Origin of the sequence: Microbacterium hydrocarbonoxydans (genome assembly GCF_023715885.1) — a bacterium.
GTDB lineage: Bacteria > Actinomycetota > Actinomycetes > Actinomycetales > Microbacteriaceae > Microbacterium > Microbacterium hydrocarbonoxydans_C.
In genome coordinates, this window is sequence record NZ_JAMBOY010000003.1 from 545,002 (window position 1) to 570,756 (window position 25,755).

24 protein-coding genes are annotated in these 25,755 nt (G+C 69.9%); 7 read left to right on the forward strand and 17 right to left on the reverse strand.

The window, feature by feature from the left end; translation table 11 throughout:
- The 7 genes from M3195_RS11015 to M3195_RS11045 all read right to left on the reverse strand — a co-directional run bounded on the left by M3195_RS11015 (position 1) and on the right by M3195_RS11045 (position 6,439).
- Positions 1-747, reverse strand: a complete 747-nt coding sequence (locus tag M3195_RS11015) for an alpha/beta hydrolase (RefSeq protein ID WP_251587410.1) — start codon at positions 745-747, stop codon at positions 1-3.
- A gap of 121 nt (positions 748-868) precedes the next feature.
- Positions 869-2,026, reverse strand: coding sequence for a mannitol-1-phosphate 5-dehydrogenase (locus tag M3195_RS11020; protein WP_251587596.1), 1,158 nt, complete (start codon positions 2,024-2,026; stop codon positions 869-871).
- A 14-nt stretch (positions 2,027-2,040) separates the two neighbouring features.
- Complete coding sequence (locus M3195_RS11025; RefSeq protein ID WP_096713714.1) at positions 2,041-2,472, reverse strand: PTS sugar transporter subunit IIA; 432 nt, start codon at positions 2,470-2,472, stop codon at positions 2,041-2,043.
- 73 nt (positions 2,473-2,545) lie between these two features.
- Entirely contained in the window at positions 2,546-4,174 is a 1,629-nt protein-coding gene (locus tag M3195_RS11030; protein WP_251587411.1) for a PTS mannitol transporter subunit IICB, read from the reverse strand.
- A complete protein-coding gene (gene ptsP / locus M3195_RS11035; protein ID WP_251587413.1) occupies positions 4,171-5,853 on the reverse strand; it encodes a phosphoenolpyruvate--protein phosphotransferase in 1,683 nt (560 codons plus the stop codon). The genes M3195_RS11030 and ptsP overlap by 4 nt, the downstream gene beginning before the upstream one ends.
- Positions 5,850-6,128: an HPr family phosphocarrier protein gene (locus M3195_RS11040; protein WP_251587415.1), complete on the reverse strand. Its 279-nt coding sequence runs from the start codon at positions 6,126-6,128 to the stop codon at positions 5,850-5,852. Before M3195_RS11040 ends, ptsP begins: the two co-directional genes overlap by 4 nt.
- Positions 6,125-6,439, reverse strand: a complete 315-nt coding sequence (locus M3195_RS11045; RefSeq protein WP_251587417.1) for a PTS sugar transporter subunit IIB — start codon at positions 6,437-6,439, stop codon at positions 6,125-6,127. Before M3195_RS11045 ends, M3195_RS11040 begins: the two co-directional genes overlap by 4 nt.
- Positions 6,440-6,603: 164 nt before the next feature.
- Between M3195_RS11045 and M3195_RS11050 the strand changes: the two genes are divergently transcribed.
- Complete coding sequence (locus M3195_RS11050; protein WP_251587424.1) at positions 6,604-8,526, forward strand: BglG family transcription antiterminator; 1,923 nt, start codon at positions 6,604-6,606, stop codon at positions 8,524-8,526.
- Between the two features lie 24 nt (positions 8,527-8,550).
- Here M3195_RS11050 and M3195_RS11055 read toward each other — a convergent pair whose 3' ends face one another.
- From M3195_RS11055 to M3195_RS11065, 3 genes are read right to left on the reverse strand one after another with little or no spacing between them, the layout of a single operon-like run.
- Entirely contained in the window at positions 8,551-8,814 is a 264-nt protein-coding gene (locus M3195_RS11055; protein WP_251587425.1) for an HPr family phosphocarrier protein, read from the reverse strand.
- A gap of 6 nt (positions 8,815-8,820) precedes the next feature.
- The gene (locus tag M3195_RS11060; RefSeq protein ID WP_251587426.1) at positions 8,821-10,491 is read right to left on the reverse strand and encodes a phospho-sugar mutase; all 1,671 of its coding nucleotides are present in this window, start codon (positions 10,489-10,491) and stop codon (positions 8,821-8,823) included.
- Positions 10,488-11,321, reverse strand: coding sequence for a purine-nucleoside phosphorylase (locus M3195_RS11065; protein ID WP_251587427.1), 834 nt, complete (start codon positions 11,319-11,321; stop codon positions 10,488-10,490). The genes M3195_RS11060 and M3195_RS11065 overlap by 4 nt, the downstream gene beginning before the upstream one ends.
- Before the next feature lie 48 nt (positions 11,322-11,369).
- On the opposite strand from M3195_RS11065, the gene M3195_RS11070 reads away from it, so the two are divergent.
- Positions 11,370-12,824, forward strand: a complete 1,455-nt coding sequence (locus tag M3195_RS11070; RefSeq protein ID WP_251587428.1) for an NAD(P)H-quinone dehydrogenase — start codon at positions 11,370-11,372, stop codon at positions 12,822-12,824.
- A gap of 65 nt (positions 12,825-12,889) precedes the next feature.
- On the opposite strand, the gene M3195_RS11075 is transcribed toward M3195_RS11070, so the two are convergent.
- Positions 12,890-14,656, reverse strand: a complete 1,767-nt coding sequence (locus M3195_RS11075) for an acetyl/propionyl/methylcrotonyl-CoA carboxylase subunit alpha (protein ID WP_251587429.1) — start codon at positions 14,654-14,656, stop codon at positions 12,890-12,892.
- Between the two features lie 78 nt (positions 14,657-14,734).
- Positions 14,735-15,373 (reverse strand): Maf family protein, encoded by a 639-nt coding sequence (locus tag M3195_RS11080; RefSeq protein ID WP_251587602.1) that lies wholly within the window; start codon positions 15,371-15,373, stop codon positions 14,735-14,737.
- Between the two features lie 23 nt (positions 15,374-15,396).
- Between M3195_RS11080 and M3195_RS11085 the strand changes: the two genes are divergently transcribed.
- The 5 genes from M3195_RS11085 to M3195_RS11105 all read left to right on the forward strand — a co-directional run bounded on the left by M3195_RS11085 (position 15,397) and on the right by M3195_RS11105 (position 21,059).
- Complete coding sequence (locus M3195_RS11085; protein ID WP_251587431.1) at positions 15,397-16,626, forward strand: class I SAM-dependent RNA methyltransferase; 1,230 nt, start codon at positions 15,397-15,399, stop codon at positions 16,624-16,626.
- A gap of 42 nt (positions 16,627-16,668) precedes the next feature.
- Positions 16,669-17,331 (forward strand): response regulator transcription factor, encoded by a 663-nt coding sequence (locus M3195_RS11090; protein WP_251587433.1) that lies wholly within the window; start codon positions 16,669-16,671, stop codon positions 17,329-17,331.
- Positions 17,321-18,553, forward strand: coding sequence for a sensor histidine kinase (locus M3195_RS11095; RefSeq protein WP_251587435.1), 1,233 nt, complete (start codon positions 17,321-17,323; stop codon positions 18,551-18,553). The genes M3195_RS11090 and M3195_RS11095 overlap by 11 nt, the downstream gene beginning before the upstream one ends.
- The gene (locus M3195_RS11100) at positions 18,550-19,557 is read left to right on the forward strand and encodes a hypothetical protein (protein ID WP_251587437.1); all 1,008 of its coding nucleotides are present in this window, start codon (positions 18,550-18,552) and stop codon (positions 19,555-19,557) included. The genes M3195_RS11095 and M3195_RS11100 overlap by 4 nt, the downstream gene beginning before the upstream one ends.
- A 269-nt stretch (positions 19,558-19,826) precedes the next feature.
- On the forward strand, positions 19,827-21,059 hold the full coding sequence (locus M3195_RS11105) for an ROK family transcriptional regulator (RefSeq protein WP_251587439.1): 1,233 nt from the start codon (positions 19,827-19,829) through the stop codon (positions 21,057-21,059).
- Positions 21,060-21,240: 181 nt separating this feature from the next.
- On the opposite strand, the gene M3195_RS11110 is transcribed toward M3195_RS11105, so the two are convergent.
- From M3195_RS11110 to M3195_RS11130, 5 genes are all read right to left on the reverse strand, one after another.
- Positions 21,241-21,483, reverse strand: coding sequence for an acyl-CoA carboxylase subunit epsilon (locus tag M3195_RS11110; RefSeq protein WP_251587440.1), 243 nt, complete (start codon positions 21,481-21,483; stop codon positions 21,241-21,243).
- A complete protein-coding gene (locus M3195_RS11115) occupies positions 21,480-23,069 on the reverse strand; it encodes an acyl-CoA carboxylase subunit beta (RefSeq protein ID WP_374209320.1) in 1,590 nt (529 codons plus the stop codon). The genes M3195_RS11110 and M3195_RS11115 overlap by 4 nt, the downstream gene beginning before the upstream one ends.
- A gap of 116 nt (positions 23,070-23,185) precedes the next feature.
- A complete protein-coding gene (locus M3195_RS11120; protein ID WP_251587442.1) occupies positions 23,186-24,163 on the reverse strand; it encodes a hypothetical protein in 978 nt (325 codons plus the stop codon).
- A gap of 86 nt (positions 24,164-24,249) precedes the next feature.
- Positions 24,250-24,942, reverse strand: coding sequence for a phosphocholine cytidylyltransferase family protein (locus M3195_RS11125; RefSeq protein WP_251587443.1), 693 nt, complete (start codon positions 24,940-24,942; stop codon positions 24,250-24,252).
- 276 nt (positions 24,943-25,218) lie between these two features.
- Positions 25,219-25,719 (reverse strand): hypothetical protein, encoded by a 501-nt coding sequence (locus M3195_RS11130; protein WP_251587444.1) that lies wholly within the window; start codon positions 25,717-25,719, stop codon positions 25,219-25,221.
- Positions 25,720-25,755 lie beyond the last annotated feature (36 nt).

Below are 25,755 nucleotides of genomic sequence, written 5' to 3' on the forward strand. Positions count from 1 at the left end.
TCATTCCGCACGCAGCTCGGCGAAGAAGCCGGTCAAGAGCTCGCCGACCTTCGCGTGCATCTCCTCATCGGAGATCGTCGGAGTGCCGTCGCCCGACTGCGGGCCGTAGTCGCCGAACGACGCGTGCGACGCGCCGTCGATCTCCACCATCTCCGCATCGGCGGGCAGCAGGTCTCGGGCGTCGTCGATCTTCGCGGGTGTCGACAGACCGTCCTCGCTCCCCGAGATGCTCAGGACGCGGAGATCGGACGCCGACACGTCGCCGGCGCAGTACGAGCCGAACAGCACCAGCGCCTCGGCGTCCTTCGCGAGTTGGCAGGCGCGCACCCCGCCCAGGGAGTGGCCTCCCACCGCCCAGTCGTCGATGTCGGGAGCCGCCGACGTGAAGGCGTCGAGGCCGCGAAGATCGAAGAACGCGAGATTCAGCCACGGGCGCGTGATGACGACAGTGACGCCGTCCTCGGCGAGACTCTGCAGGATCGGTGCGTACGCCCAGGGATCGACCTTCGCTCCGGGGATGAAAACGAGCCCGAGGTCGGACTCGCCGTCGGCCGGAGTCATCACGATGCCCTGCGCGGCGTCTTCGACCTCGATCGCGCTGTTGGCACGGACCTCCGCGAGGGGCCCCGGCTCGGCGTCCATCACGCCGACCTGGCTCCAGACGACGATGCCGCCTGCCCCGAGCGCGACGATGGCCACCAGACCCCAGACGATGGACTTCAGGACCCGGCGACGCTTCTTCTGCACCGAACCACCGTACGTCCCGAACCTGCGCGACGCCCGGACCCGACGGGTGTGACGGGCCTTCGCCCGCAGAACGCCCCCTGCCGATCAGGCGGCAGGGGGCGTGGCTCCGATCGCGGTCGGCTCAGGAGGCGCGCAGCGCCGTCTGCCGCGAGGCGACGGCGTCGCGCACGGCCGGGAACAGCGGATGCTCGGGGTCGAGACCCGTCGCACGCACCGTGAACGACTCGGCGTCCTCCGCACGCAGCAGCTCCTGCAGCTCGACGGCCTGTTCGTCATCGCGATCGTCGAACTCGAGCGCAGCGGCGACCGCCCCGACGAGGGCGATCGTCGGCAGACCCCGTTCGGCGGCCATCGCTGCCGGGCCGATGAAGCGCTCGTGACGCGAGATCTTGCGCAGCGGCTGTCGGCCGACGCGCTGCACGGTGTCGACGAGGGACGGGTTGCGGAACCGCTCGAGGATCTTCGCCCGGTACTCCGCCAGTTCTGCGGGATCGAGGCCGTGTTCGGCGACGAGGACGGCCGAGGTCTCTTCGAGAGCCGCGGCCACGCGAGCGGCGATGTCGGGATTGTCGAGAGCATCCGAGATCCGCTCGATGCCGGCGCGGGCACCGAAGTACGCGGTGGCCGCGTGGCCGGTGTTCACAGTGAAGAGCTTGCGCTCGATGTACGGGGCGAGGTCGTGGACGAAGTGCGCTCCGGGGATGCTCGGCAGACTCCCCTCGAACGCGCCGGACTCGATGGCCCACTCGTAGTACGGCTCGACCGTGACGTCGACCCCGCCGTCCGCGGGCTGGCCGGGGACGATGCGGTCCACCGCTGTGTTCGCGAACACCGCGCGGGAGAGCAGCTCGGCGGCATCCGCCCCTGCGGCCTTCTCGACCTCCGCCCGCAGGGTGTCCGTCGCGCCGATGGCGTTCTCGCAGGCCATGACCTGCAGCGGCGCGGCGTCGGGGGAGCGACGGGCGAGCCCTGCCACGATCGTCGGGGCGACGAAGCGCAGCACCGTAGGACCGACCGCGGTGGTGACGACCTCGGCCGTCGCGATCTCGTCGGCGACGCCCTCGGGATCGTGCTTGCTGTTCACGGCGCGGAAGCCTGTCACGACGTGGTCGGTGCCCCCGGGGCCCGCCTCGTGCACGGTGTACGAGTCGACGGCGTTGATCGCGTCGACCAGAGCGTCGGCGACGTCGGAGAAGACGACCTCGTACCCGCCCTCGTGGAGCAGCAGGCCGACGAATCCCCGGCCGATGTTGCCCGCGCCGAAGTGGACGGCCTTCATCGAACGGTCGCCCATCACTCGTTGACGGCCGAGAGCAGCGCGAACAGCTCGTCGGGGGTCTGCGCGGCGTTGAGCTTCGCGACGTCGTCCTCGTCGGAGAAGAGGATCGCGATCTGCGACAGGATCTCGAGGTGCTCATCGCCCTTGCCGGCGATGCCGATCACGAACGTCGCCTGCTCCCCGGCCCAGTCGACGCCGCCGTCGTAACGGACGACCGACAGCGCGGACCCGAGGATCGCGTCCTTGGCGTCGTTCGTGCCGTGCGGGATTGCCAGGCCGTTGCCCATGTACGTCGACACCGTCTCCTCGCGCTGCCGCATGGCGTCGGCGTACGCGGGCGTGACGGCGCCCGCCGTGACGAGGATGTCGGTCGCCTCCTGCAACGCGGCCTCCTGAGTGCTGGAGCCGGAGTGGATGCGGACCTGGCCGAGGGTGAGAACGCTCATGGTGATTCCTTTCCGAGGATTCTGCGGAGATGGGGGCGGGGCGGATGCCGTGGCACCCGCCCCGCCCGGTCTGTCATTCGCCGGATTCGCGCTGCTCGCGCACCATCTCGACGACTTCTTCATACTGCGGCGCGTTCATGAAGTTGTCCACGGACACGTGCACCGAGTTCGGCGACTGCGCCTTCGCGCGGTCGGTGAGCTGCTGCTGCGTGATCACGAGATCGGCCGTGCCGTCGAGGTTCGCGATCGCCTGGTTGGTCACCGTGACGCCTTCGATGCCCGCCTTCTTGAACTTGTTGCGCAGCACGCTCGCGCCCATCGCAGACGAGCCCATGCCGGCGTCGCACGCGAACACGACGTTCTGGATCGGCGTCGTGGCGACTGCGGTCGCCGTGGCTGCTCCACCGGCCGCGCCGGTGCCCGACGAGGCGCGGAGCGCGTCCATGGCGACGGAGGACTTGCCCTTGTTCGCCTCGGTCTGAGCGATCGCATCGCCGAAGGTGTCGCCCTCTGCCTCGAGGTCGCGCTTGCGCGATGAGCGCAGGATGACCGCGGTGATGAGGAACGTGACCGTCGCGGCGATGAGCACCGAGAGGTACACGACCAGGACGTTCGCGACGCCGCCGCCCAGCGCCGCAGCGGTCACGGCGATGATGCTGCCGGGAGCCGCAGGGAAGCCGAGGCCGCCGCCGAGCACCATGTTCGTGGTGACGCCGGCCGCGCCACCTGCGATGAGCGCCAGGATCGTGGTCGGCTTGCTGAGCGCGTACGGGAAGTAGATCTCGTGGATGCCGCCGAAGAACTGGATGATCGCGGCTCCCGGAGCCGAGGCCTTGGCAGCGCCGACGCCGAAGAACGTGAAGGCGAGCAGCAGACCGAGGCCGGGGCCGGGGTTCGCCTCGATGAGGAACAGGATCGACTTGCCGGTGTCGGCGGCCTGCTCGATGCCGAGGGGAGTGAACACGCCGTGGTTGATCGCGTTGTTGAGGAACAGCACCTTGGCCGGCTCGACGATGATCGAGACGATGGGCAGCAGGTTGAGGGAGACGAGCCAGTCGACGGCGGCACCGAGCACCGCGCTGACGCCGAGCATGACAGGACCGAAGGCGAAGAACCCGACGATCGCGAGGACCATGCCGAGGATGCCGGCGGAGAAGTTGTTCACGAGCATCTCGAAGCCGGGCCGGATCTTGCCGTCCCAGAGGCGATCCATCTGCTTCGTGATCCAGGCCGCGATCGGACCCATGATCATGGCGCCGAGGAACATCGGGATGTTCGTGCCGACGATGACGCCCATGGTCGCGATGGTCGCGACGACGCCGCCGCGCTCACCGTAGACCATACGACCGGCGGTGTTGGCGATCAGCAACGGCAGCAGGTAGGTGACCATCGGGCCGACGAGGCCGACGTAGGCGAAGAAGTTCCCGCCGTCGCCCTCGGCGAGAGCGGTCATGGCACCGTTCCAGTTGATGGCGGCTGCGTCGCCCCCACCGCCGATGATCTCGGCGACCGGCGCCCAGTGCCACCCGAACGGACTGTCGGCTCCGAAGAAGCCTGCGGGGATGAACAGCATGGTGATGAAGCCCCAGGCGATGAACGCCGCGATGTTGGGCATGATCATGCCGGACAGGAACGTGCCGAAGCGCTGCACGCCTGTTCGGAGGCCGCCTGATCTCGTGGCGGCTGGTGACGTCGTCGTCATGATGTCGTCTCTTTCTGGTGAGGGAGGGTAGCTGTGGCTTCGACCACGGCGTGACGCGCACCGGCGGCGTCGTCGGCCGCCAGTGCCAGTTCGGCGAGGCGGCGCGCCTCGTCGAGGGTTCGCTGGGACAGGGTGTGGCGCACGTCAGCCAGAGCCGACGGAGCCATCGAGAGGCTCGTCGCGCCGAGGCCGACGAGCACGACGGCGAGCAGAGGGTCTGCCGCCGCCTCGCCGCAGATTCCGACGGGCTTGCCGAGGCGGGCGCCTGCGGCTCCGACTTCCCTGACCAGGCGCAGCACGGCGGGGTGCCACGGGTCCTGGAAGCCGGCGACCGATCCGAGGAGGCGGTCGGCGGCCATCGTGTACTGCGTGAGGTCGTTGGTGCCGATGGAGGCGAAGTCGGCGTGCGCGAGCACACGATCGGCGAGGAGAGCGCTGGACGGCACCTCGACCATGACGCCGGCCGTCTTGAGTCCGTACTCCCGCGCGAGAGCGGTGAAGTAGGCGGTCTCCTCGACGGTGGCGACCATGGGGGCCATGACCCACAGCTCGGCCTCGGTCTCGGCATCCGCCTCCGCGAGCGCGGTGAGCTGCTCGCGGAGGATGTCCTCGCTGGCGCGGAGCGCCCGGAGCCCGCGGAGTCCGAGCGCGGGGTTCTCCTCGTGCGCGTCGTTGAGGAAGGCGAGGGGCTTGTCGGCGCCGGCGTCGAGCATGCGCACGACGACCTTCTTGCCCGGGAAAGCCGCGAGCAGTTCGCGGTAGGCCTCGCGCTGCTGCGCCACTGTCGGTGCCTGCGACGACGACAGGAAGAGGAACTCTGTGCGGAAGAGCCCGACGCCCTCGGCCCCACGTTCGACGGCATCGGCTGCGTCTGCGGGCTTTCCCAGGTTCGCCAGCAGCGGGATCAGCGTGCCGTCGGCGAGGGCGCCGGGAGTCAGGGGAGCGGAGTCCGCCGAGCGGCGGGCGGCGGCGCGCTGCTCAGCTCGCTGCTTCTCGTCGTCGGTCGGATCGACGGTGACGATGCCGGCCGCGGCGTCGACGATGACCGGCTGGCCGGTCGAGAGTTCGGATGCCGAGGCCGCCCCCACGATCGCGACGATGCCCTTCTCGCGAGCGAGGATCGCTGTGTGCGAGGTGGGACCGCCGTCGAACGTGACGAGCGCGAGTACCTGGTCGAGGTTCAGCAGTGCCGTGTCGGCCGGCGCGAGGTCGCGCGCGACGAGAACGAACGGGTGCCCGGGGTCGGGGACGCCGGGTGCATCGACCCCGCGCAGACGGGCGAGAACGCGCTGGGCGATGTCGTCGAGGTCGGCGGCGCGCTCGCCGAGATACCCGCCGACGGCCTCGAGGGACGCGCGGAAGCTGGCGAACGCGTCGTGCACAGCCCACTCGGCGGTGGCTCCGTCGTCGATTCGCGCATCGACCTCGTCCTGGAGCGTCGGGTCCTCGGCGATCATCGCCTGGGCCTCGAGCACTTCCTGAGCCGATCCGCCGGCGGTCTCCCCGCGGGCGTTGAGCTCCGCGGCGACGGCGGCGATCGCCTCGCGCACGCGCGCGCGTTCGGCATCGGCGCTCTGCGTGCTCGGGGTGTTGTCGGGCGCCGGCAGCGCCTCGGTCATGCGGACGACGGGCCCCTGGGCCACTCCGAGACCGATGCCGACGCCGCGGAGCTCGGTCATACGGTCGCCTCGTCGTGGTCGGTCGTGAGCAGCTCCGTGAGCGTGTCGAGCACGTTCTCGGCGTTGTCGCCGTCTGCGGTCAGCGTGACGTAGTCGCCGTGCTCGACAGCGAGGGCGATGACGCCGAGGATGCTGGCGGCGTTGACGGCCTTACCCGAGTCCTTCGCGATCGTGACGGGGATTCCCGCCTCCTTCGCCGCCTGCGCGAAGAGCTTCGCCGGGCGTGCGTGGAGGCCGTGCGAGGAGCCGATCCGAACGGTGCGTGAAACGGTCATGTTGTTCCTTTCGGGGTGTTCCTGACGTCGATGATCGAGCGGGCGAACGCGAGCGTGCGCGTGCCGTCCCTGTCTGCGAAGACGTCTGCGGGCAGCACGGCGACGGGCGCCGTGACGGCATCGCGGATGCTGTCGAGACGGTCGGCGAAATGGGGACCGAGGAGGACGAGGTCGTGATCGCCGCCGTACACGGACTGCGCGGTGCCGGCCTTCGCCTGCCATTGCAGCCCGGCATCGGCCGCTGCACGTCGCAGTCGTTGCGCGACGAACGTGCTCGACGCGCCGGCGCCGCACACCACGAGGATCCTCATCGATGCCACCTTCCTGAGAACATTCTGGGAACTGACGCCTCCGGGGTGCCAACACGTTCTTTTCCGCCCCTGCGGAACACCCGTTCCGACGCACACCGACGCGGTAGCTGACATCATGGGAATCACGTCACGGACAGTGCAGTCAGCACGGGAGCGGGAGGATCATGTCGCGTCAGCGCCAGGACCAGCTCCTCACCACCCTGCTGCGTCAGGCGTCGTGGGCGACGGCGGCGAGTCTCGCCGATCAGCTGGGTGTGACGCCGCGGAGCGTCCGTTCGTACGTGTCGTCCGTGAACGCACGCACGACGGGTGCCGACGCGATCGAGTCAGGGCCGGCGGGATACCGGGCGGGTCCGGCGGCGCGTGACGCGCTGCGCGCGCGGCAGGCGGGCGAATCGGCGCCGCGCGATCGGTTGCACTCGCTCATCCGGGCCCTGCTCGATGACCCATCGGGCATCGATGTCTTCGCGATGGCAGAGCGGCTGCACGTCAGCGAAGCGACCGTGGAGTCCGATCTCGCCCGTGTGCGCGGCCTGCTCGACGACACCGACCTCGCCCTCGAGCGGGACCGCGAGGTCGTCCGATTGCGGGGCAACGAGGCCGCTCAGCGCCGACTGCTCAGCAGGCTCGCACACGACGAGATGGATGCCGCGTCGTTCCACCCCGAGACGTTCCGCCGCGCCCTCGCCGGGAGTGCCGTGTCGGCACAGGCCGTCGCTCCCTTCAAATCAGAGCTGGTCCGCGAGCTGGGAGCCCTCGGCTACTTCGTGAACGAGCTCGCGATCTCCGACGTCCTGCTCCACATCGCCATCGCGGCCGATCGAGTGGCCTCCGGACACGCCCTCGAATCGGCATCCACAGGCGCGCGGCCCGAGATCCCCGAGGTCGGCGCGATCATCGCCCGCCTCGCCCAGGAGCACTTCGCCGTCACGCTGGGAGAAGGTGACAGCGGGCACCTGGCCTCGCTCGTGCTCACCCGCATCGTCGCGCCGGGTCAGGACGCGACGAGGGAGGTCGCGCGCAGCGGTGTCGACCCGGCGGTCGAGTCGGCCGTGCGTGAGGAGATCGCCCGCGCCGCCGAGGACTTCCAGGTCGATCTGCTCGACGAGACCTTCGTTCTGCGGCTGGCCCTGCATGTCCAGAATCTGCTGCGGCGGGCGGAGGAGAGCGCGCTGACCCGCAATCCGCTCACCCGGTCGCTCAAGTCGTCGTACCCGATGATCTTCGAGGTCGCGGTGTCGATCGCGAGCGGCCTCCACGACCGGCTCGGCACGCCGATCCACGACGACGAGATCGCCTACATCGCGATGCACGTGGGCGGGAGGCTCGAGCGCAGCCGCAAGGCGGAGTCCATCCTCACCGCCACGATCGTCTGCCCCGGGTACTACGAGCTGCACGAACTTCTGCGCTCCAGCGTCGACCGCTCCCTCGGCTCGGCGATCGAGGTCACGAGCGTCGTGACGAACGTCGATCCCGACTGGGCGTCGTTCGACACCGACCTCGTGCTCAGCACGATCGAGCCGGGGGCCGCGGGCGATCGCTTCGTGCGCATACAGCCCTTCCTCACGGATGCCGACGTCGACCGCATCCAGCAGGCGGCCGCTCGCGTGCGGCGTGCTCGTCGCCTCGCCCGACTGCGGACCGAGCTCGCTCGGTACTTCGTCGCCGAGGCGTTCGTGTACCCGCTCCCCGACGAGGGGGAGGAGGCGATCATCCGGCGCCTCGGCGGACTCCTCGCCGACGCAGGACTCATCGGCGCGGACTACATCGAGAACACCATCGCCAGGGAGCGGATGTCATCGACCGCGTTCACGGATGCGCTCGCGGTGCCCCACGCGCTGCAGATGACGGCAGCGCGCACCGCCATCGCCCTCGGCGTCGCCGACGGATCGGCGGCCTGGGGTGACGGGCGCGTGCAGGTGGTCGCGCTCGCCGCGTTCAGCGAGAGCGACCGCGCCGCGTTCCAGACCGTGTTCGAGCAGCTCGTCGAGGTATTCAGCGAGCGAGACAGCGTGCAGCGCATCGTGCGCCGGGGCACCACTTACGAGGCCTTCCTCGACGAGCTCGTCGCCGTCATCGACGGCTGATCGCAGTCGGAGCGTCGGAGACGGTCAGCGGCGGGGATCGAGCACCTCGACGAGTGTGTCGAGCACGGCATCCGCGCGCGTCGACTCGGCCGTCTCGAGCACGACGGCGTCGCCCTCGGCGAGTCCCAGGTCCATGATCGCGAGCACGCTGCTGAGGTCGACCACCGAGCCCGTCGTCGTCGTGAGCGTCACCGGGTGGGGGTGCGCCTGCACGAGTCGGACGAGCTCGGCGACGGGTCTGGCGTGCACGCCGTTGTGCGCGCTGATGACCACGTGTCTCTTCGGCATGGCGTCCTAGGAGCGCTCCGCGAGGAGTGCCCGCACCGCATCCTCGAGTTCGTGGACCCTCTCGGCCGCCCGCGCAGCGGAGTCGCCCGCCGCGTCGATGTAGACCTTGAGCTTGGGCTCGGTGCCGCTGGGGCGCACGATGATGCGGGAGCCGTCGCTGAGGCGATAGCGGAGGACGTCGCCTGCGGGCTGCCCCTCTGCGGCGCGCAGCAGATCGTCGGCGGAGGCGATCGCCAGCGAACCGAAGCCTGTCGGCGCGTCGGCGCGCAGCGAGGTCATGACCCTCCCGATCACCGACAGGTCCTCGACGCGCACCGACACCTGGCCGCTGGCGTAGTGCCCGTAGGTGTCGCCGAGCTCGGCGAGCAGGCCCGCGATGTCGGTGCCGCGGTCCCGCGCTTCCGCCGCGAGGCCGAGGATCGCGACGACGGCCGAGATGCCGTCCTTGTCCCGCACGGTCTCCGGGTTGACGAGGTATCCGAGCGCCTCCTCGAAGCCGAACACGATCCCGGGCGCACGAGAGATCCACTTGAAGCCCGTGAGCGTCTCGTGGAAGTCGAGGCCGTGGTGCGCGGCGATCGCTCCGAGACCGGGGGAGGACACCAGCGAGCAGGCGAGCGACGCCCCCGCTGCGCCGGCCGCGGCTCGGGCGGCTCGGGCACCGAGGAGGAGGCCCACCTCGTTGCCGGTGAGTCTGCGCCAGCCGTTCTCGGCATCCGCGTCGGGAATCGCGACCGCGAGACGGTCGGCATCCGGGTCGTTGGCAAGGATGAAGTCCGCCTGCACACGGCGCGCCTTCGCGAACGCGAGATCCATCGCGCCCGGCTCCTCCGGGTTGGGGAACGACACGGTGCGGAAGGTCGCGTCGGGCTCGAGCTGCTCGCCGACGACCATCGGCTGCGGGTACCCGGCGGCGCGCACGATCCGCGACACCGTCTCCCACCCCACTCCGTGCATGGCGGTGTACACCCAGCGCAGACCGGATGCCGACGAGGGCGCCGGAGCCACGGACGCCGTCGCGGCCGCGTACGCCTCGACGACCTCTTCGCCGGCCGTCTCGTACGACGTCGAGCGCGGGAGCGACGTGACGTCGCCGGCGTCGGCGATGCGCTGGATGTGCGCCGCGATCTCGGCATCCGCGGGGGAGACGATCTGCGAGCCCTGGTCCGCTCCGCCGAGGTACACCTTGTAGCCGTTGTCGTTCGGCGGGTTGTGCGATGCGGTCACCATCACGCCGGCGTCCGCACCGAGGTGCCGCACGGCGAACGCGAGCACGGGGGTCGGGAGCAGACGGGGGAGGATGATCGCCCGCAGGCCGGCCCCGGCGAACAGCTCGGCGGAGTCGGTCGCGAAGACGCGCGAGTTGCGGCGGCCGTCGTAGCCGATCACGACGGTCGGCGTGGCGCCGTGCGCGCGCTCACGGAGGTACGACGCGAAGCCGGCGGCCGCCTGGGCGACGAGAACGCGGTTCATGCGGTTGCTGCCGGCGCCGAGCGCGCCGCGGAGTCCCGCCGTGCCGAACGCGAGGCGGGAGCCGAACCGGTCGTCGAGGTCGGCGAGCGCGGCCTCGTCGCCCGAGGCCGCCCGCGTGATTACGCCGGCCAGCTCATCGCGGGTCTCGTGGTCGGGGTCCTGCCGCAGCCAGGCGCGCGCCTGCTCGAGGCGCTGCTCGCTCACAGCGCCTCGACCACTCGGGCCAGCAGTGCCGAGATGACGGGCTCGGCCTCGCGGCCCGCCTCGATCACCTCCGCGTGGCTGAGTGGTGTCTTCTGGATGCCGGCAGCGAGGTTCGTGATGAGCGAGAAGCCGAGGATCTCCATGCCCGCCTCGCGGGCGGCGATCGCCTCCAGGGCGGTCGACATGCCGACGATGTGCCCGCCGATGTGCTTCGCCATCTGCACCTCGGCCGGGGTCTCGTAGTGGGGGCCGCGGAACTGCGTGTACACGCCCTCGTCCAGAGACGGGTCGACACCGCGTGCGATGTCGCGCAGGCGAGACGAGTACAGGTCGGTGAGGTCGATGAAGGTCGCGCCCTCGAGCGGCGAGTCGGCCGTCAGGTTGATGTGGTCGCTGATGAGCACCGGCTGACCGGGCTTCCAGGTCTCGCGCACGCCGCCCGCGCCGTTCGTGAGAACCATGATCCGGGCGCCCGTGGCCGCTGCCGTGCGGACCGAGTGGACGACCCGGCGGACGCCGTGACCCTCGTAGTAGTGCGTGCGAGCTCCGATGACGAGGACGTTCTTGCCGTCGGGCGTGCGGATGCTGCGGAGAGTGCCGACGTGTCCCTCGAGCGCCGGCTTCGAGAAGCCGGTGACCTCGGTCGCGGGGATCGTGGCGACGGTCTCGCCGATGATGTCGGCGGCCTTGCCCCAGCCGCTGCCGAGCGTCAGGGCGATGTCGTGCTTCTCGACGCCGGTGAGCCGGGCGATGTCCGCGGCTGCTGCGGCTGCGACCTCGAAGGGGTTCGCATTCGGGTCGTCGAGGGGGTTGCTGTGGTTTTCAGGCATGGTTCCACTCTAGGAAGGTGGACGGCCTGGTGCCAGGATTGCGGGAGAATGGGAGGCATGTCTTCCACCCCCTTCGAACGCACTCAGCGCGTCGCCGTGCTCGGCGGCGGCCCCGGCGGATACGAGGCGGCCCTCGCGGCAGCCCAGCTCGGAGCCGAGGTGACTCTCGTCGAGCGCGTGGGCGTCGGTGGAGCGGCCGTGCTCACCGATGTCGTGCCGTCCAAGAGCCTCATCGCGACCGCCGATGCGGCCGTCGCGATCTCCGAGGCGTCCGACCTCGGGGTGCAGTTCTACGCCAAGGGCGAGAACGGCAAGCCGCTCAAGCCCGAGATCGCCATCAACCTCGCCGCCGTCAACAAGAGGCTCATCGCGCTCGCCGGCCAGCAGTCCGAGGACATGCGCTCGACCCTGCTCGAGGCGGGGGTGCGCATCCTCTCCGGGCACGGACGCCTCGAGGGTCCGAACGCCATCGTCGTCTCGACCGGGCAGGACGGCACGGACTTCGACCGGGTCGAGGCCGACACGATCGTCGTCGCGGTCGGCGCGTCGCCGCGTGAGCTCGATTCCGCGAAGCCCGACGGCAAGCGCATCCTCACCTGGACGCAGCTGTACGACATGAAGGCGCTGCCCGAGCACCTCATCGTGGTCGGCTCGGGTGTCACCGGGGCGGAGTTCGCATCGGCGTACATGAACCTCGGATCGAAGGTCACCCTCGTCTCCAGCCGCGAGCAGGTTCTACCGGGCGAGGATCAGGACGCGGCGAAGGTGCTCGAGAAGGTCTTCAAGCGCGGGGGCATGGAGCTGCTGTCGAAGGCCCGCGCCGAGAAGGTCGAGGTGATCGATGACGGTGTCCGGGTGACCCTCGCCGACGGTCGCACGGTCGAGGGCAGCCACTGTCTCATGGCGGTCGGCTCGATCCCGAACACGAAGGGAATCGGGCTCGAGGACGCGGGCGTCGAGCTCACCGAGCAGGGCAACATCCGGGTCAACCGCGTCGCTCGCACCTCGGTGCCCAACGTGTACGCGGTGGGGGACTGCACGAACTTCTTCCCGCTCGCCTCGGTCGCGTCGATGCAGGGCCGCACGGCGGTGTTCCACGCCCTGGGCGACATCGTGATCCCGTTGGAGCTCATCAAGATCACCTCCAACATCTTCACCGCTCCCGAGATCGCGACCGTCGGGTACTCGCAGAAGGACGTCGAGGAAGGCGTGGCCGACGGCCTCGTCTACAAGCTCCCGCTCGCCGCGAATCCCCGAGCGAAGATGATGGGCATCAAGGACGGCTTCGTGAAGCTCATCGCTCGCAAGGGGTCGGGCACGGTCATCGGCGGCGTCATCGTCGCCCCGAAGGCGTCGGAGCTCATCTACCCGATCGCCGTCGCTGTCGAGCGCCGACTGACGGTCGACCAGGTCTCGCGCGTCTTCGCCGCGTACCCGTCGCTGTCGAGCAGCATCACCGACGCCAGCCGCGCGATGCACCTCGTCAACGCGAAGATCAACTAGCGCGTCGGCGTCGTACGCAGAAGAGCCCCCGCCACGGCGGGGGCTCTTCTCATCGGCGGATGCCGTCAGCTGATCGTGAGCAGCTGGTGGCCGGCGGACACGGTGGCACCGGCATCCGCGTTGATGTTGCCGATCACACCGTCCTTGTGCGCCTGCAGGGGCTGTTCCATCTTCATCGCCTCGAGGACGACGACGAGGTCGCCCTTGACGACCTGCTGACCCTCCTCGACGGCGACCTTGACGACCGTCGCCTGCATGGGCGACTTGACCGCATCACCGGATGCGCCGGCGCTGACGGAGGTGGCGTGGCTGCGGCGCGACGGCGGCACCGCGGCCGGGCGTCCGACGGCGCCTGCGGCGACCGCGACGCGATCGGGCAGGCTCACCTCGAGGCGCTTGCCGCCGACCTCGACGACCACCGTGTGGCGGCCCGACTCGGCGGCGGGGGTCTCCAGCTCGCCGTCCCACGCCGGGATGTCGTTGACGAACTCGGTCTCGATCCAGCGCGTGAAGACGCCGAACTCGCCGTTCTCCGCGGTGAAGGCCGGGTCGTTCACGACCTTGCGGTGGAACGGAAGCACGGTGGGGAGGCCGGCGACCTCGAACTCCTGGAGCGCGCGGCGCGAGCGCTCCAGGGCCTCGGCGCGGTCCTTGCCGGTCACGATGATCTTCGCGAGCAGCGAGTCGAAGGCGCCGGAGACCGAGTCGCCGGCGGTGACGCCGGAGTCCAGGCGGATGCCGGGGCCGCCGAAGGTCTTGAAGACGTGGACGGGTCCGGGCTGGGGGAGGAAGCCGCGACCCGGATCCTCGCCGTTGATGCGGAACTCGAAGGAGTGCCCGGTGGGTGCGGGGTCGTCGTAGTCGATGGTTCCGCCGGCCGCGATGCGGAACTGCTCGCGGACCAGATCGATGCCCGTGACCTCCTCCGACACCGGGTGCTCGACCTGCAGGCGAGTGTTCACCTCGAGGAACGAGACCGTGCCGTCGGCGCCGATGAGGAACTCGCAGGTGCCGGCTCCGACATAGCCGACCTCCTTGAGGATGGCCTTCGACGCGGCGTAGAGCTGCGCGTTCTGCTCCTCGGTCAGGTACGGCGCGGGTGCCTCCTCGACGAGCTTCTGGTGGCGGCGCTGCAGCGAGCAGTCGCGGGTCGAGATGACGACGACGTTGCCCGCGGCATCCGCGAGGCACTGCGTCTCGACGTGGCGCGGCTTGTCGAGGTACTTCTCCACGAAGCACTCGCCGCGGCCGAAGGCGGCCACGGCCTCGCGTGTCGCCGACTCGAACAGCTCGGCGACCTCGTCGAGTTCGCGGGCGACCTTCAGCCCGCGTCCGCCGCCGCCGTAGGCGGCCTTGATGGCGATGGGCAGCCCGTACTCCTTCGCGAAGGCGACGACCTCGTCGGCGCCGGAGACGGGGCCGGGCGTTCCGGGGGCGAGCGGCGCGCCCACCTTCTCGGCGACATGACGAGCGGTGACCTTGTCGCCGAGGGCCTCGATGGCTTCGGGGGAGGGTCCGATCCAGGTCATGCCCGCACCGATGACCGCCCGCGCGAAATCGGCGTTCTCGGCGAGGAAGCCGTAGCCCGGGTGCACGGCATCCGCGCCGGCGCGTCGGGCGACCGAGAGGATCTTCTCGATCTGCAGGTAGGTCTCCGCGCTGGTGGCGCCGCCGAGGGCGTAGGCCTCATCGGCGAGACGGGTGTGCAGCGCATCGCGGTCCTGGTCGGCGTAGACGGCGACCGACGCGATACCGGAATCCCGGGCGGCACGGATGATGCGTACGGCGATCTCGCCGCGGTTGGCGATGAGCACCTTGGCGATAGCAGGCATGGTTGCCAGCCTAGCGAGAAGAGGGCCGATCGCTTTGACGACTCCCCACAAGAAAGATCGGGAAACGTGGAGGGGACCCTACGACCAGAGGTCGGTCCAGCGGACACCGAGATCAGCTGCCAGCCGCCGAACGGTCGAGAGCGACATGCCCACCACCGTCGACGGATCGCCCTCGACGCGGGTGATGAACGCGCCCCCCAGGCTGTCGACGGTGAAGGCGCCCGCCACGTGCAGGGGCTCGCCGGAGGCGACGTAGGCGGCGAGCTCGGCGTCGTCGATGTCGTCGGCGAACGTCACCGCCGCCTGCGCCGTCGCCGTGGCCTCCACGGGTTCCGTGCCGGGCGAGACGCGGAACACCGAGTGCCCGGAGTGCAGGATGCCGGTCGCGCCCCGCATCTCCCTCCAGCGTCGAGTCGCCTCCTCCGGCGTGTAGGGCTTGCCGTAGACCCGGCCGCCGAGCGCGAACATCGAGTCTCCGCCGATCACGATCCCGTCGAACGTGCCCTCGGCCGCGAGCCGGAGCGCGACGTCCGCGGCCTTGGCCCGGGCGAGCAGCAGGACGAGCTCTTCCGGGGGGAGGTCGGATCCGCGCGCGGACGCCGCGGACGCAGCCAGCGCCTCCTCGTCGACCCCTGGCGCCTCCGTGAGCGGCTCGATGCCCGCCTGCCGGAGCAGCATGAGGCGAGCGGGAGACGTGGAGGCCAGGCAGACGCGCATGTGCACCACCGTATCCTCGAAGGATGACTTCTTCCCCGGACCTGCTCGATCTGGACATCACCGGCATCGCGCACGGCGGCACCTTCATCGCCCGCCACGAGGGCCGCGTCGTCTTCGTCTCCGATGCGATTCCCGGTGAGCGGGTGCGCGCACGACTCGACCCCGAATCGACAGGCTCGTCGAAGAGCTTCTGGCGCGCCGAGACCGTGGAGGTGCTCGACGCCTCACCGCACCGTCGACCGCACGTGTGGGCCGAGTCCGATGTCTCACGAGTGCCGGAGCAGCGCGCCGGCGGCGCGGATCTCGGACACATCGACCTCGCGCAGCAGCGCGTGCTGAAGCGCCGGGTACTCGGTGAGGCGCTCGACCGTTTCGCCGGGCCGGGGCTCGACGCGCCGGAGATCGAAGCCGTCGACTCGGGTGACGGAACCGGGTGGCGCACCCGAGTCACCCTGCACGTCGACGATGACGGCCTGGTCGGCCCCTACGCCGCACGCAGTCACCGCGTCATCCCCGTCGATTCGCACCCGCTCGCCCGCCCGGCGGTCGCGGAGGCGGCTCTTCGGCTGAAGGGCGCTCGCCCGGGGAGCGTCGACCTCGTCGAGCCCGAGGACGGCGACGTCCGCGTCATCAGGCGTGACGCGCGGCCCGAGCGTCCTCGGCGCGGCACGAGCCGCAGGCCGACACCGGAGATCGTGCACGAGCGGGTCGGCGATCGACGGTTCCAGCTCGACGCCGGCGGATTCTGGCAGGTGCACCCGCGCGCGGCCTCGGTTCTCGATGCGGCCGTGTACGGCATCCTCGACGGACACGTCGACGAGGGCCGGACGCACTACGACCTCTACGGCGGAGTCGGGTTGTTCGCCGCGACGCTCGCGGACCTCGGCGGGACCGATATCGTCACCGTCGAGTCCAACGCGCGGGCGACCTCGCATGCCGCTGCGAACCTCGCCCCGCTCGATGTGACCGCCGTGACCGCGCGCGTCGACCGCTACCTCGCGGGTCTGCCGTCGGATGCCGCGGCCGGCGCCGTGGTGCTCGATCCGCCGCGGGCGGGAGCGGGACGCCAGGTCGTCGATGCGCTCAACGCGCTCGCGCCGGAAGCGATCGCCTATGTGGCGTGCGACCCGGTCGCGTTGGCGCGCGATCTCGGCTCTTTCCGGGAGCACGGCTGGCAGGTGCCGCGGCTCCGCGCCTTCGACCTCTTCCCGCACTCGCACCACTTCGAGGTCGTCGCCCTGCTGACCCGCTGAACGGCGATCTCCAACGACTCGACTAATCAGTAGGCTGGGCGGATGAGCAGGGTCGCACTGATCGACGATCACGAGTCCGTCCGTCTGGGACTCGAGGCGGCATGCGCGCGTGACGGCGCGGGAACCGTGGTGTTCTCGGGCAGCACGGTCGGCTCATACCTCGACTGGCGCGCGGCGACCTCTGCCGCGCCCGCCGACGTCGTCGTGCTCGACCTGACGCTCGGCGACGGCACCACGGTGACCGAGAACGTGTCGTCGCTCGTCGCCGACGGCGCGAGCGTCGTCATCCACAGCGTCGCCGACCGTCCTGCTGCCGTCCGGGAGGCGCTCGTCGCCGGAGCCGCAGGCGTCGTGAGCAAGTCCTCCGCGCTCGACGACGTGCTCGAGGCCATCCGCACCGTGGCGCAGGGCGACGCGCTGAACAACGTGGAGTGGGCGAGCGCCATCGACGGCGACCGCGACTTCGCCGACGCGCAGCTGTCGACGCGAGAGCGCGAGGTGCTGCGGCTGTACGCCACGGGCCTGCCGCTCAAGGCGGTCGCCGAACGCCTCGGCGTCGCGTACTCCACGGCGAAGGAGAACATCACCCGCATCCGCGTGAAGTACGTCGAGGTCGGTCGCCCGGCACCCACCAAGGTCGACCTGCTCCGTCGAGCGATGGAGGACGGGATCGTCGCCGCCGACGGGACGTCGAGTGCCCACTGAGCCGCTCAGCATCCGTGAGGCCTGGAGTCAGATCCCCTCTCCGGGCAGCGTGGAGACCGAGTTCGAGCGCTTCACGGGCAAGCGCATGGAGCGCATCCTCGCGACGGTGGTCGCGATCGGCTCGTCGGCCCTGGGCGTTCAGGCGCTGTTCGCCGCCATCCCGACGACATCCTGGAGCGACGCGCCTCGCGTGATCACGCTCCTCGCCGTCTACGTCCCGTTCACACTGATGCTGGTGACGTGCGTGATCGGACGCGGCGTGCGCGCGGCATCCGGTCTCTTCGCGATCGTCTACGTGGTCGCGCTCGGCGCATGGCCGAGCCTGGTCGGCGTCTCCGCAGGCTCCGCCACCCAGCCCTGGATATTCTTCCTCGTCAACGTCGGGGTCGTCGCGGCGATGCTCGCGTTCCCGCTGTGGCTCCAGTTCTCGTGGGCCGTCGCGCTCCCCTTCGTGTACGGGTACGTCCGGCTCGTCGAGGGCGGTTTCTCCCGCGACTTCTGGGTGACCACGGCCTTCGACGTGTCGTTCACCCTGATCCTCGGCATCGTCATCATCTCCCTCGGCTGGATGTTCCGGTCGGTCGCGGCAGGCGTCGATGAGGCGAGAGCGCGTGCCGTGTCGTCGTATGCGGATGCCGCGGCCGCCGCCGCGGCGGAGGAGGAGCGCGTGGCGATGTCGGCGCTCATGCACGACAGTGTGCTGGCCGCCCTCATCGCCGTGGAGCGCGCGGAGGGCGAGCGAGCACGGGAGCTCGCCGTCGGCATGGCGCGCGAGGCCCTCACCCGATTGGCGAACACCGAGGCCGCTGTCGCACAGGAGGGCAGCGACGATCCGGTCGCGACCGAGCAGATCGTCGCCGAGCTGCGGCGCGCACTGTCGGAACTCGGCGCCGACGCGATCGTCGAGGAACGGGGCGGTATCGGACTCGTCCCCGGACGGGTCGCGCGGGCGCTCGTGCTCGCTGCGCGTCAGGCGCTGGGCAACTCGGTCGCACATGCGCACGGACGGGGACTGCACATCCTGGTGGAGGGACGCGGCGACGAGGGCATCACGGTGACGGTCTCGGACACCGGACCCGGTTTCGACCTCGAGACGATCGGCGCCGACCGTCTCGGCATCCGCGCCTCGATCCTCGCGCGCATGGCCGGCGTCGCCGGGACGGCCGACATCGAGTCGTCGGAGCTGGGCACGACCGTCACCCTCGGATGGGACCGCGCGTGAACAGGACGGTGCGCAGCGTCGCGACCTCGCTGGCCGTCGGGTTCGCGATGTACTTCGTGGCGCGAGGGGTGTGGTGGATCGAGCAGCCGACCGCGCCGCTGCTCATGGTGGCCGCGATCGGTCTCTACCTCGTCATCGTGTGCGCGGCGATCCTGTGGGACTCCGCGACATCGGTCAGGATGCCGCTGTGGACGGCCCTGCTCGCCCTGGTCGCGAGCGGGGTCATCCCCGCGCTCGTCACACTCTCCCTGGATCCGGCCACGCTCACGGCCCCGTTCGCCACCTGGTACATCGGAGCCCTCGGCCTGCTGGGCATCGTCTGCGTGGTGCGGCGAAGACTGGCGATCGGATGGCTGGTCATCGTCGTGCTGATCGCGGCGTCGTCGGCCGCGCTCGGGTTCGTCGTCGCGCTCTCCCTGGGCCTGGTCGGTTCGGTGATGTGGGTGGCCGTGGCCCATCTGCTCGTCATGTTCTGGGATCGGGCCGTTCACGACACCGAGCGGCTCGCGGGTATCCAGCAGGCGGTCTCGGCCTGGCACGCGACGCAGCAGGTCCGGCAGAAGGAGCGTCGTCTGCGTACCCAGTTCGCCGTGGCCGTCGCCGGGCCGCTGCTGAGTCGAGCCGTCGCCACGCAGGGCGAACTCGATGCCGGCGAGCGTCTGGAGGCGCGCCTCGCGGAGGGCCGGCTGCGTGACGAGCTCCGGGGTGCGGACCTGCTGAACGACGCCGTGCGGGACGCGATCGAGGAGGCGCGGCGCCGCGGCGCAGTGGTCACGGTGTTCGACGAGGGCGGTCTCGATGAGCTGACCGAAGAGCGGCGGGGCGAGATCCGCGACGAGCTGGCCGACGTTCTGCGCGAGGCGCACGCCGAGAGATGGATCATCCGCGCGGCGAGGGACCCCAGGACGGCCGTGACCGTCGTGGGCAGGGCGAGCGCGGGCAGGGCCAGCGACGACGATGCCGTCGACGTGTGGCACGAGATCCCGCGCGAGAGTTCGCGCTGAGTCGAGCCGCGCCTCGACTCCGACCGGGGGAGGTGATCGGAGGCGAGGGCGGAAAGAGAATGGGCGAGGGGCGGCGAATCCGCCAGCCCCTCGCCGTGCGGAACAGTTACCCGAAAACCGTCCGCCGATGACCGGTCTGCGTCTATCTACCCTGGGACAGAGAGACCAGCCGAACGCGAAGCGTCCCCTTCAGTCTCACGGTTCTTCGCGACGTTGTCTGTAGGTATTTTGGGGGACACGGAATCGGCCTCGATGCGAGAAGATGAGACATGCCGATGCGCCGGGGTACCAACCTGCCGCGGATGGGCGACTTCAATCAGTCCGTGATCCTCGAAGCCATCCGCCGCTCGGTCGACGGGCTCAGCCGCATCGAGCTCGTCGAGGCGACGGGGCTGTCTGCGCAGACCGTGACCAACATCACGCGTCGACTGCTCGACGACCGGCTGATCGCAGAGGCCGGCCGCACGATCAACGGGCCGGGCAAGCCGCGGATCACGCTGCGACTGGTCCCCGAGAGCCGTTTCGCAGTGGGGGTCCACCTCGATCCCGCCGTGATCACCGCCGTGCTCCTCGACATGTCGGGCGCGGTCAGGCGGCGTCGCTCCGTGCGCACGAGCGATATGGACCCGGGGCGGATCGCGGAGACGATGGCGGGTGCCGTGGACGCGGTCATCGCGGATTCGGCCGTCGACCGTCGACTGGTCTCGGGGGTGGGCATCGCGGTGCCCGGTCCGCTCGACGCGGAGAGGGGCACTGTGATCGACCCGCCCAAGCTCCAAGGCTGGCACCGGGTCCCTCTGCGCGCCGTGGTGGCCGAGGCGTCGGGGCTGGAGGTCATGCTGGAGAAAGACACGGTCGCCGCGGCGGTGGGGGAGCAGTGGACAGGGCGATGGGCTGCAGACGGCTCGTTCGTCTTCGTCTACCTCGGCACCGGCATCGGTGCCGCACTGGTCCGGGACGGGGACGCGATCAGAGGCAGTTCGCGGAACTTCGGCGAGATCGGGCACATCGTCGTCGACCCGGGGGGCCCGGAGTGCGCGTGCGGATTGCGCGGATGCGTCGACGTGGTCTGCACTCCCCAGGCGATCGTGGAAAGAGCCGAGCGCGATGGGCTGTTCCCGGATGCGGTGGACCCGGGCGATCTCGGTGCGGTGGAGGAGCGATTCACGCGACTGTGCGACCGCGCGTCCGAGGGCGAACCGGGGCCCGTGGCGGCGCTCGAGGTCGCTGCAGCGCACCTCGCCGTGCTCATCTCCGTGCTCACCGACGTCCTCGACGTGGATCGTGTCGTGCTCGGAGGGCCCTACTGGGTAGCGCTCTGCGACGTCTACCTGCGCCTGCTTCCCGAGATGGTCCACCATCGCAGCGCCACCCGAGCGCTGAGGTCCATTCCCATCGACGGCACGGTCGTCGGTGCCGACGTCGGCGCGGTAGGCGCTGCCTGCGTCGTACTTGACGCCGTGCTCACTCCGCGCGCATCGGATCTGTATCTGAGCGACTGAATCGCCCTTCATCTAAATTCCGATGTATCGGCGCTGGAGCCGGAATCATAAGTCCAATCGATGTACTATCGATAGCGGTGCGCCAACTGGGGTGAATCCGGAGGGGGTGAGTCCCTCATGTGCAGGAGGGGCTCACTGCGCGGCCCGTGAGCTGGGGGGTTCACGGGCCCGCAGACTCCGTTCAGCCCGAGAAACGGCCCCAGGGGATGTCGCGCCGGAGTGGGCTGCGCATCGATCGCTGCGTCTTGATCCACGCCGACACTCGCGGCTCCTCGGCCACGGCATCCGCCGACTCCTGCGCGTAGGCGTCGCTGACGACGGCGATGAGAGCGGCGAGCTCCTCCTCGGTGGCGTTCCCGCGGGTGATCTCGATCGTCGGCGGCTGCTCGCCCGCTGCAGAGACGGCGTCGGATGGCGCGCTCACAGCGGGATGTTCCCATGCTTCTTCGGCGGCAGCTCGGCGCGCTTGCCACGCAGGGCGCGGAGAGCCTTCGCGATCGACACGCGCGTGTTCGCGGGTTCGATGATCCCGTCGATCTCGCCGCGCTCCGCTGCGAGGAAGGGGGAGGTCACGCTATAGGTGTACTCGTTCGCGAGGCGCGTGCGCACGGCGGCCACGTCTTCGCCCGCCTCCTCGGCTTTGCGGATCTCGTTGCGATAGAGGATGTTCACGGCGCCCTGTCCGCCCATGACTGCGATCTCCGCCGTCGGCCATGCCAGGTTGACGTCGGCGCCCAGCTGCTTCGAACCCATGACGATGTACGCCCCGCCGTACGCCTTGCGCAGGATGACCGTGACCATCGGGACGGTTGCTTCGGCGTACGCGTAGATGAGCTTCGCGCCGCGGCGAATCACGCCGGTCCACTCCTGGTCGGTGCCCGGCAGGTAGCCGGGGACGTCGACGAGCGTCACGATCGGGATGGAGAACGCGTCGCAGAAGCGCACGAAGCGGCTCGCCTTCTCCCCGGCCTCGATGTTCAGCGTGCCGGCCATCTGCGACGGCTGGTTCGCGATGATGCCTACGGAGCGACCCTCGACGCGGCCGAAGCCGATCACGATGTTCGGCGCGAACAGCGGCTGCACCTCGATGAAGTCGCCCGCGTCGACCACGTGCTCGATGACCGAGTGGATGTCGTAGGGCTGGTTGGGCGAGTCGGGGATGATCGTGTTCAGTGAGCGGTCGGCATCCGTGGTCTCCCATTCGAAGCCGCTCTCGTAGCCGGGGATCTCGGCCATGTTGTTGTCCGGCAGGAAGCTGAGCAGCGTGCGCGCGTAATCGAGCGCGTCGTCCTCGTCCTGGGCGAGGTAGTGCGCGACGCCGGAGCGGGTGTTGTGGGTCAGCGCGCCGCCGAGCTCCTCCATGCCGACGTCCTCGCCGGTCACCGTCTTGATGACGTCGGGACCGGTGACGAACATCTGGCTGGTCTTGTCGACCATGATGACGAAGTCGGTGAGCGCCGGGCCGTACACGGCACCGCCGGCGGCCGGACCCATGATGATCGATATCTGCGGGATGACGCCGGACGAACGGGTGTTCAGACGGAAGATCTCGCCGTACTTGCTGAGGGCGAGCACCCCCTCCTGGATGCGGGCGCCGCCCGAGTCCAGGATGCCGACGATCGGCATCCCGTTCGTGAGCGCGAACTCCATGATCTTGATGATCTTGTCGCCGGACACCTCGCCGAGCGATCCGCCGAAGGTCGTGAAGTCCTGGGAGTACACGGCGACCGTGCGGCCGTGGATGGTGCCCACCCCGGTGACGACCGAGTCGCCGTAGGGTCGGTTCCGGTCCATGCCGAACGCTGTGGTGCGGTGGCGCACGTACTCGTCGAACTCGACGAAGCTGCCGGGGTCGACGAGCAGCTCGATGCGCTCGCGGGCGGTCATCTTGCCCTTGGCGTGCTGCTTCTCCTGCGCGATCTTCTCGGCGTCGACAACGGCTTCGTTGTAGCGAGCGCGGAGGTCTGCGAGTCTGCCGGCGGTGGTCGAGAGTTCGGGCTGTTCCGTCACGGATTCCACCTTATCGTCGGCTCGTCGCGCCCCGTTAGATGCTCGCCACAACGGCATGCTCGATCCTTTGGTGATCGGATCTCAGTGCTCGTATCGCTGTCGCGGCTGCGCCCGGGTCAGTGCGATGACGACGAGGTGTCGGGAAGTTCGTGTCCACCGCTGGACTCGATGCCGTCGGGCGTGGTGTCGCCTCTACCGCGGCGCGTCGTGAGCTCGCCGAGGCGGCGTCCGGCCCAGCCGACACCGCGGGCGGCCGTCGAGGCCGCGCCTGCGACGGCGCTGCCGACGTACTGGGCGCCGTGCAGCATCCGGAACTCGAGCTTCTCCGCTCCGGGGACGGGCTCGAGCTCGACCGGAAGGTCGACGGGAGCGGCGCCGAACGCCCGGCGCGACGTCGTGAGCACCCGTCGGCCCAGAATGTGGTTGCCCGCTCCGCCGACGGCGGCGCCGACGCCGAAGGGCAATGCCTTTCCGACGAACGACGCGCCGCCCTTCGCCGCGAACTGACGGACGAACGCGCTCTTGAGCCGGTCCGCGAGCGGACCCACCGCCGCTCGCGGCAGCGACTTCGTCACCAGTTCCCCCCAGTAGGACGAGCGGGATCCTCCCCGTCCGGCGGCCTGACCCGCGAGATGACTGACGAGATCGACGCCCTCCTTGCCGAGCATCAGCGTCATCACCAGCGCTCGTGCCCGGTCGGGGTTGGAGACGGGGATGCCGTGCACCTCGGCGACGGACTGCGCGAACAGGGCCGTGGACTCGACGAAGCCGACCGTCTCCACGCCGGAGAGGGCGAGGGTGATGCCGGTGCCGATCCCGGGCACGACCGCTGTCGCACCCACGGCTGCGCCTCCCGCGGTGACCGCAGCGAGGTAGCGCCGCTCGAGGATGCGGATGATCTCCGCCGGGCTTGCCTGCGGGTTGCGCAGTCGGATGCTGCGGATGTGGGCGAGGACCAGCGGGCGTTGAATGGCCAGCACTCGGTCGAGACCGCGCACCATCAGCGGATGCTCGGTCGACCCGACCGGCGGCACCCCCTTGTCCCAGGGGGAGTCGTCAGGCAGGGAGTGGATCTTGTGCACCTTCGGAACCATGTGCCGATCATAGGAATCTCCGCCGCGAAAAACCCGAAAGCCCGGCTCCCTTGACGGGGCCGGGCTTTCGTGCAGAGATCGCGTGATCAGACGAAGAGGTTCGCGCGCTCCAGGTCTTCCGCGAAGTCGATCTCGACCGCGTAGAGGTCGGAGACGTCCATCGGCTCGAGCAGGAGGCCGTTCTCGGCGATCGCGAGCTCGAGCCCCCGCTCGAAGTAGTCCTGGTCCTCGACCCGCTGCAGCTGGCGCATGAACGCCTTCTTGTCGGCGGACGAGATGTAGTTGATGCCCACGGCCTCGCCGAGGCCGCCCTTGACGGTCTTGGAGAGCTCCTTGATGAAACCCTCGGAGGTCACGGTGTACTTGACCTCCTCGTCGCTCACCTTCGAGGTGTTCACGGTCACGAACGACTGGTCGCGCTCGATGTACGCGGCAGCGCGGCCGAGGATCATCGGGTCGAACACGACGTCGCCGTTCATCCAGAGGACGCCCGCTCGGCCGGTCGCGCCGAGCGCCCGGAGCAGGCTCTTCGAGGTGTTCGTCTCGTCGTAGCGCTCGTTGTGAACGTAGTTGACGTTCGGGAACGCCTCGATGATGGTCTCTGCGCGGTAGCCCACGACGGTGGTGATGCGGGCGTCGGTGCCGAAGGCGGCGCGGATGTTGTCGTGCTGCTGACGCATGATCGTGCGGCCGTCGCTCAGTTCGGTGAGCGGCTTGGGCAGCGCACGACCGAGGCGCGAGCCCATGCCTGCGGCGAGGATGACGGTCTGAAGAGTCACGAGTGCTCCTAAAGGATCGGTGTTCACGGTCGGTTCACCGACCGGACACTTCGTCGTGCCGGATGTCATGCTAGCGATACAGCCTGGGAAGGCCCGCTGTCGGGCGCTCCTGTTGCCGTTTCGTGACCCACTACACACCGGACGCTCAGATTCGTCCAGAGGCTTGCGCGACGGCATATCGTGTGATCCGCGGGGCAATGTTGCGGTCGGCCGTGGGAAATGTCGTGCCCGTTGATACCGTAGGACGGTGACTGCTTCCCCCGACGACCGCACCGATCAGGTGGCTGACTCCGCGAGCTCGTCTGAGAAGAAGACGCCCGCTCGCACGGCTCCCGCGAAGAAGACGCCGGCGCGTCGCACGCCGAAGCGGTCGGCGGACGAGAACGCCGCTCCGACCGTCGAGGTGATCGCCGAACCCGTCGCGCGCCCGGGGGCGGGTGAAGCATCGGCGAAGCCGAGTTCCGCTGCCGCAGCCCGCGCTGCAGCGGCCAAGAATTCGGCCAGGACCGGCGCGGCGGCGAAGGCGGGTGCTGCGAAGAGGACGGCGGCATCCAAGAGCTCTGCGCGCACAACGCCGGCGGCGAAGGCGTCCCCGGCGAAGAGCGCGACCGCGCGGACGCCGAAGACCGCCGCGTCCGGCGCCCCGAAGACCGCAGCCGCGAAGTCCGCGGCGGAGAAGAGCGCAGCAGCGAAGACCGCTGCCCGGACGACCGCCGCTCGGACGGCGGCGGCGAGATCGGCGGCCGCGAAGAAGGCGGCGGCGACCAGGGCAGCCAACGCGGCAGCGGCGAAGGCCGCTGCGGAGGCGGCGGA

Bases quoted from the DNA above. Each gene is read 5' to 3' on its own strand.
- M3195_RS11020 (WP_251587596.1), bottom strand. From the start codon at position 2,026: ATGAAGGCCGTCCACTTCGGCGCGGGCAACATCGGCCGGGGATTCGTC.
- M3195_RS11025 (WP_096713714.1), bottom strand. From the start codon at position 2,472: ATGAGCGTTCTCACCCTCGGCCAGGTCCGCATCCACTCCGGCTCCAGC.
- M3195_RS11030 (WP_251587411.1), bottom strand. From the start codon at position 4,174: ATGACGACGACGTCACCAGCCGCCACGAGATCAGGCGGCCTCCGAACA.
- ptsP (WP_251587413.1), bottom strand. From the start codon at position 5,853: ATGACCGAGCTCCGCGGCGTCGGCATCGGTCTCGGAGTGGCCCAGGGG.
- M3195_RS11040 (WP_251587415.1), bottom strand. From the start codon at position 6,128: ATGACCGTTTCACGCACCGTTCGGATCGGCTCCTCGCACGGCCTCCAC.
- M3195_RS11045 (WP_251587417.1), bottom strand. From the start codon at position 6,439: ATGAGGATCCTCGTGGTGTGCGGCGCCGGCGCGTCGAGCACGTTCGTC.
- M3195_RS11050 (WP_251587424.1), top strand. From the start codon at position 6,604: ATGTCGCGTCAGCGCCAGGACCAGCTCCTCACCACCCTGCTGCGTCAG.
- M3195_RS11055 (WP_251587425.1), bottom strand. From the start codon at position 8,814: ATGCCGAAGAGACACGTGGTCATCAGCGCGCACAACGGCGTGCACGCC.
- M3195_RS11065 (WP_251587427.1), bottom strand. From the start codon at position 11,321: ATGCCTGAAAACCACAGCAACCCCCTCGACGACCCGAATGCGAACCCC.
- M3195_RS11070 (WP_251587428.1), top strand. From the start codon at position 11,370: ATGGGAGGCATGTCTTCCACCCCCTTCGAACGCACTCAGCGCGTCGCC.
- M3195_RS11075 (WP_251587429.1), bottom strand. From the start codon at position 14,656: ATGCCTGCTATCGCCAAGGTGCTCATCGCCAACCGCGGCGAGATCGCC.
- M3195_RS11080 (WP_251587602.1), bottom strand. From the start codon at position 15,373: ATGCGCGTCTGCCTGGCCTCCACGTCTCCCGCTCGCCTCATGCTGCTC.
- M3195_RS11085 (WP_251587431.1), top strand. From the start codon at position 15,397: ATGACTTCTTCCCCGGACCTGCTCGATCTGGACATCACCGGCATCGCG.
- M3195_RS11090 (WP_251587433.1), top strand. From the start codon at position 16,669: ATGAGCAGGGTCGCACTGATCGACGATCACGAGTCCGTCCGTCTGGGA.
- M3195_RS11105 (WP_251587439.1), top strand. From the start codon at position 19,827: ATGCCGATGCGCCGGGGTACCAACCTGCCGCGGATGGGCGACTTCAAT.
- M3195_RS11120 (WP_251587442.1), bottom strand. From the start codon at position 24,163: ATGGTTCCGAAGGTGCACAAGATCCACTCCCTGCCTGACGACTCCCCC.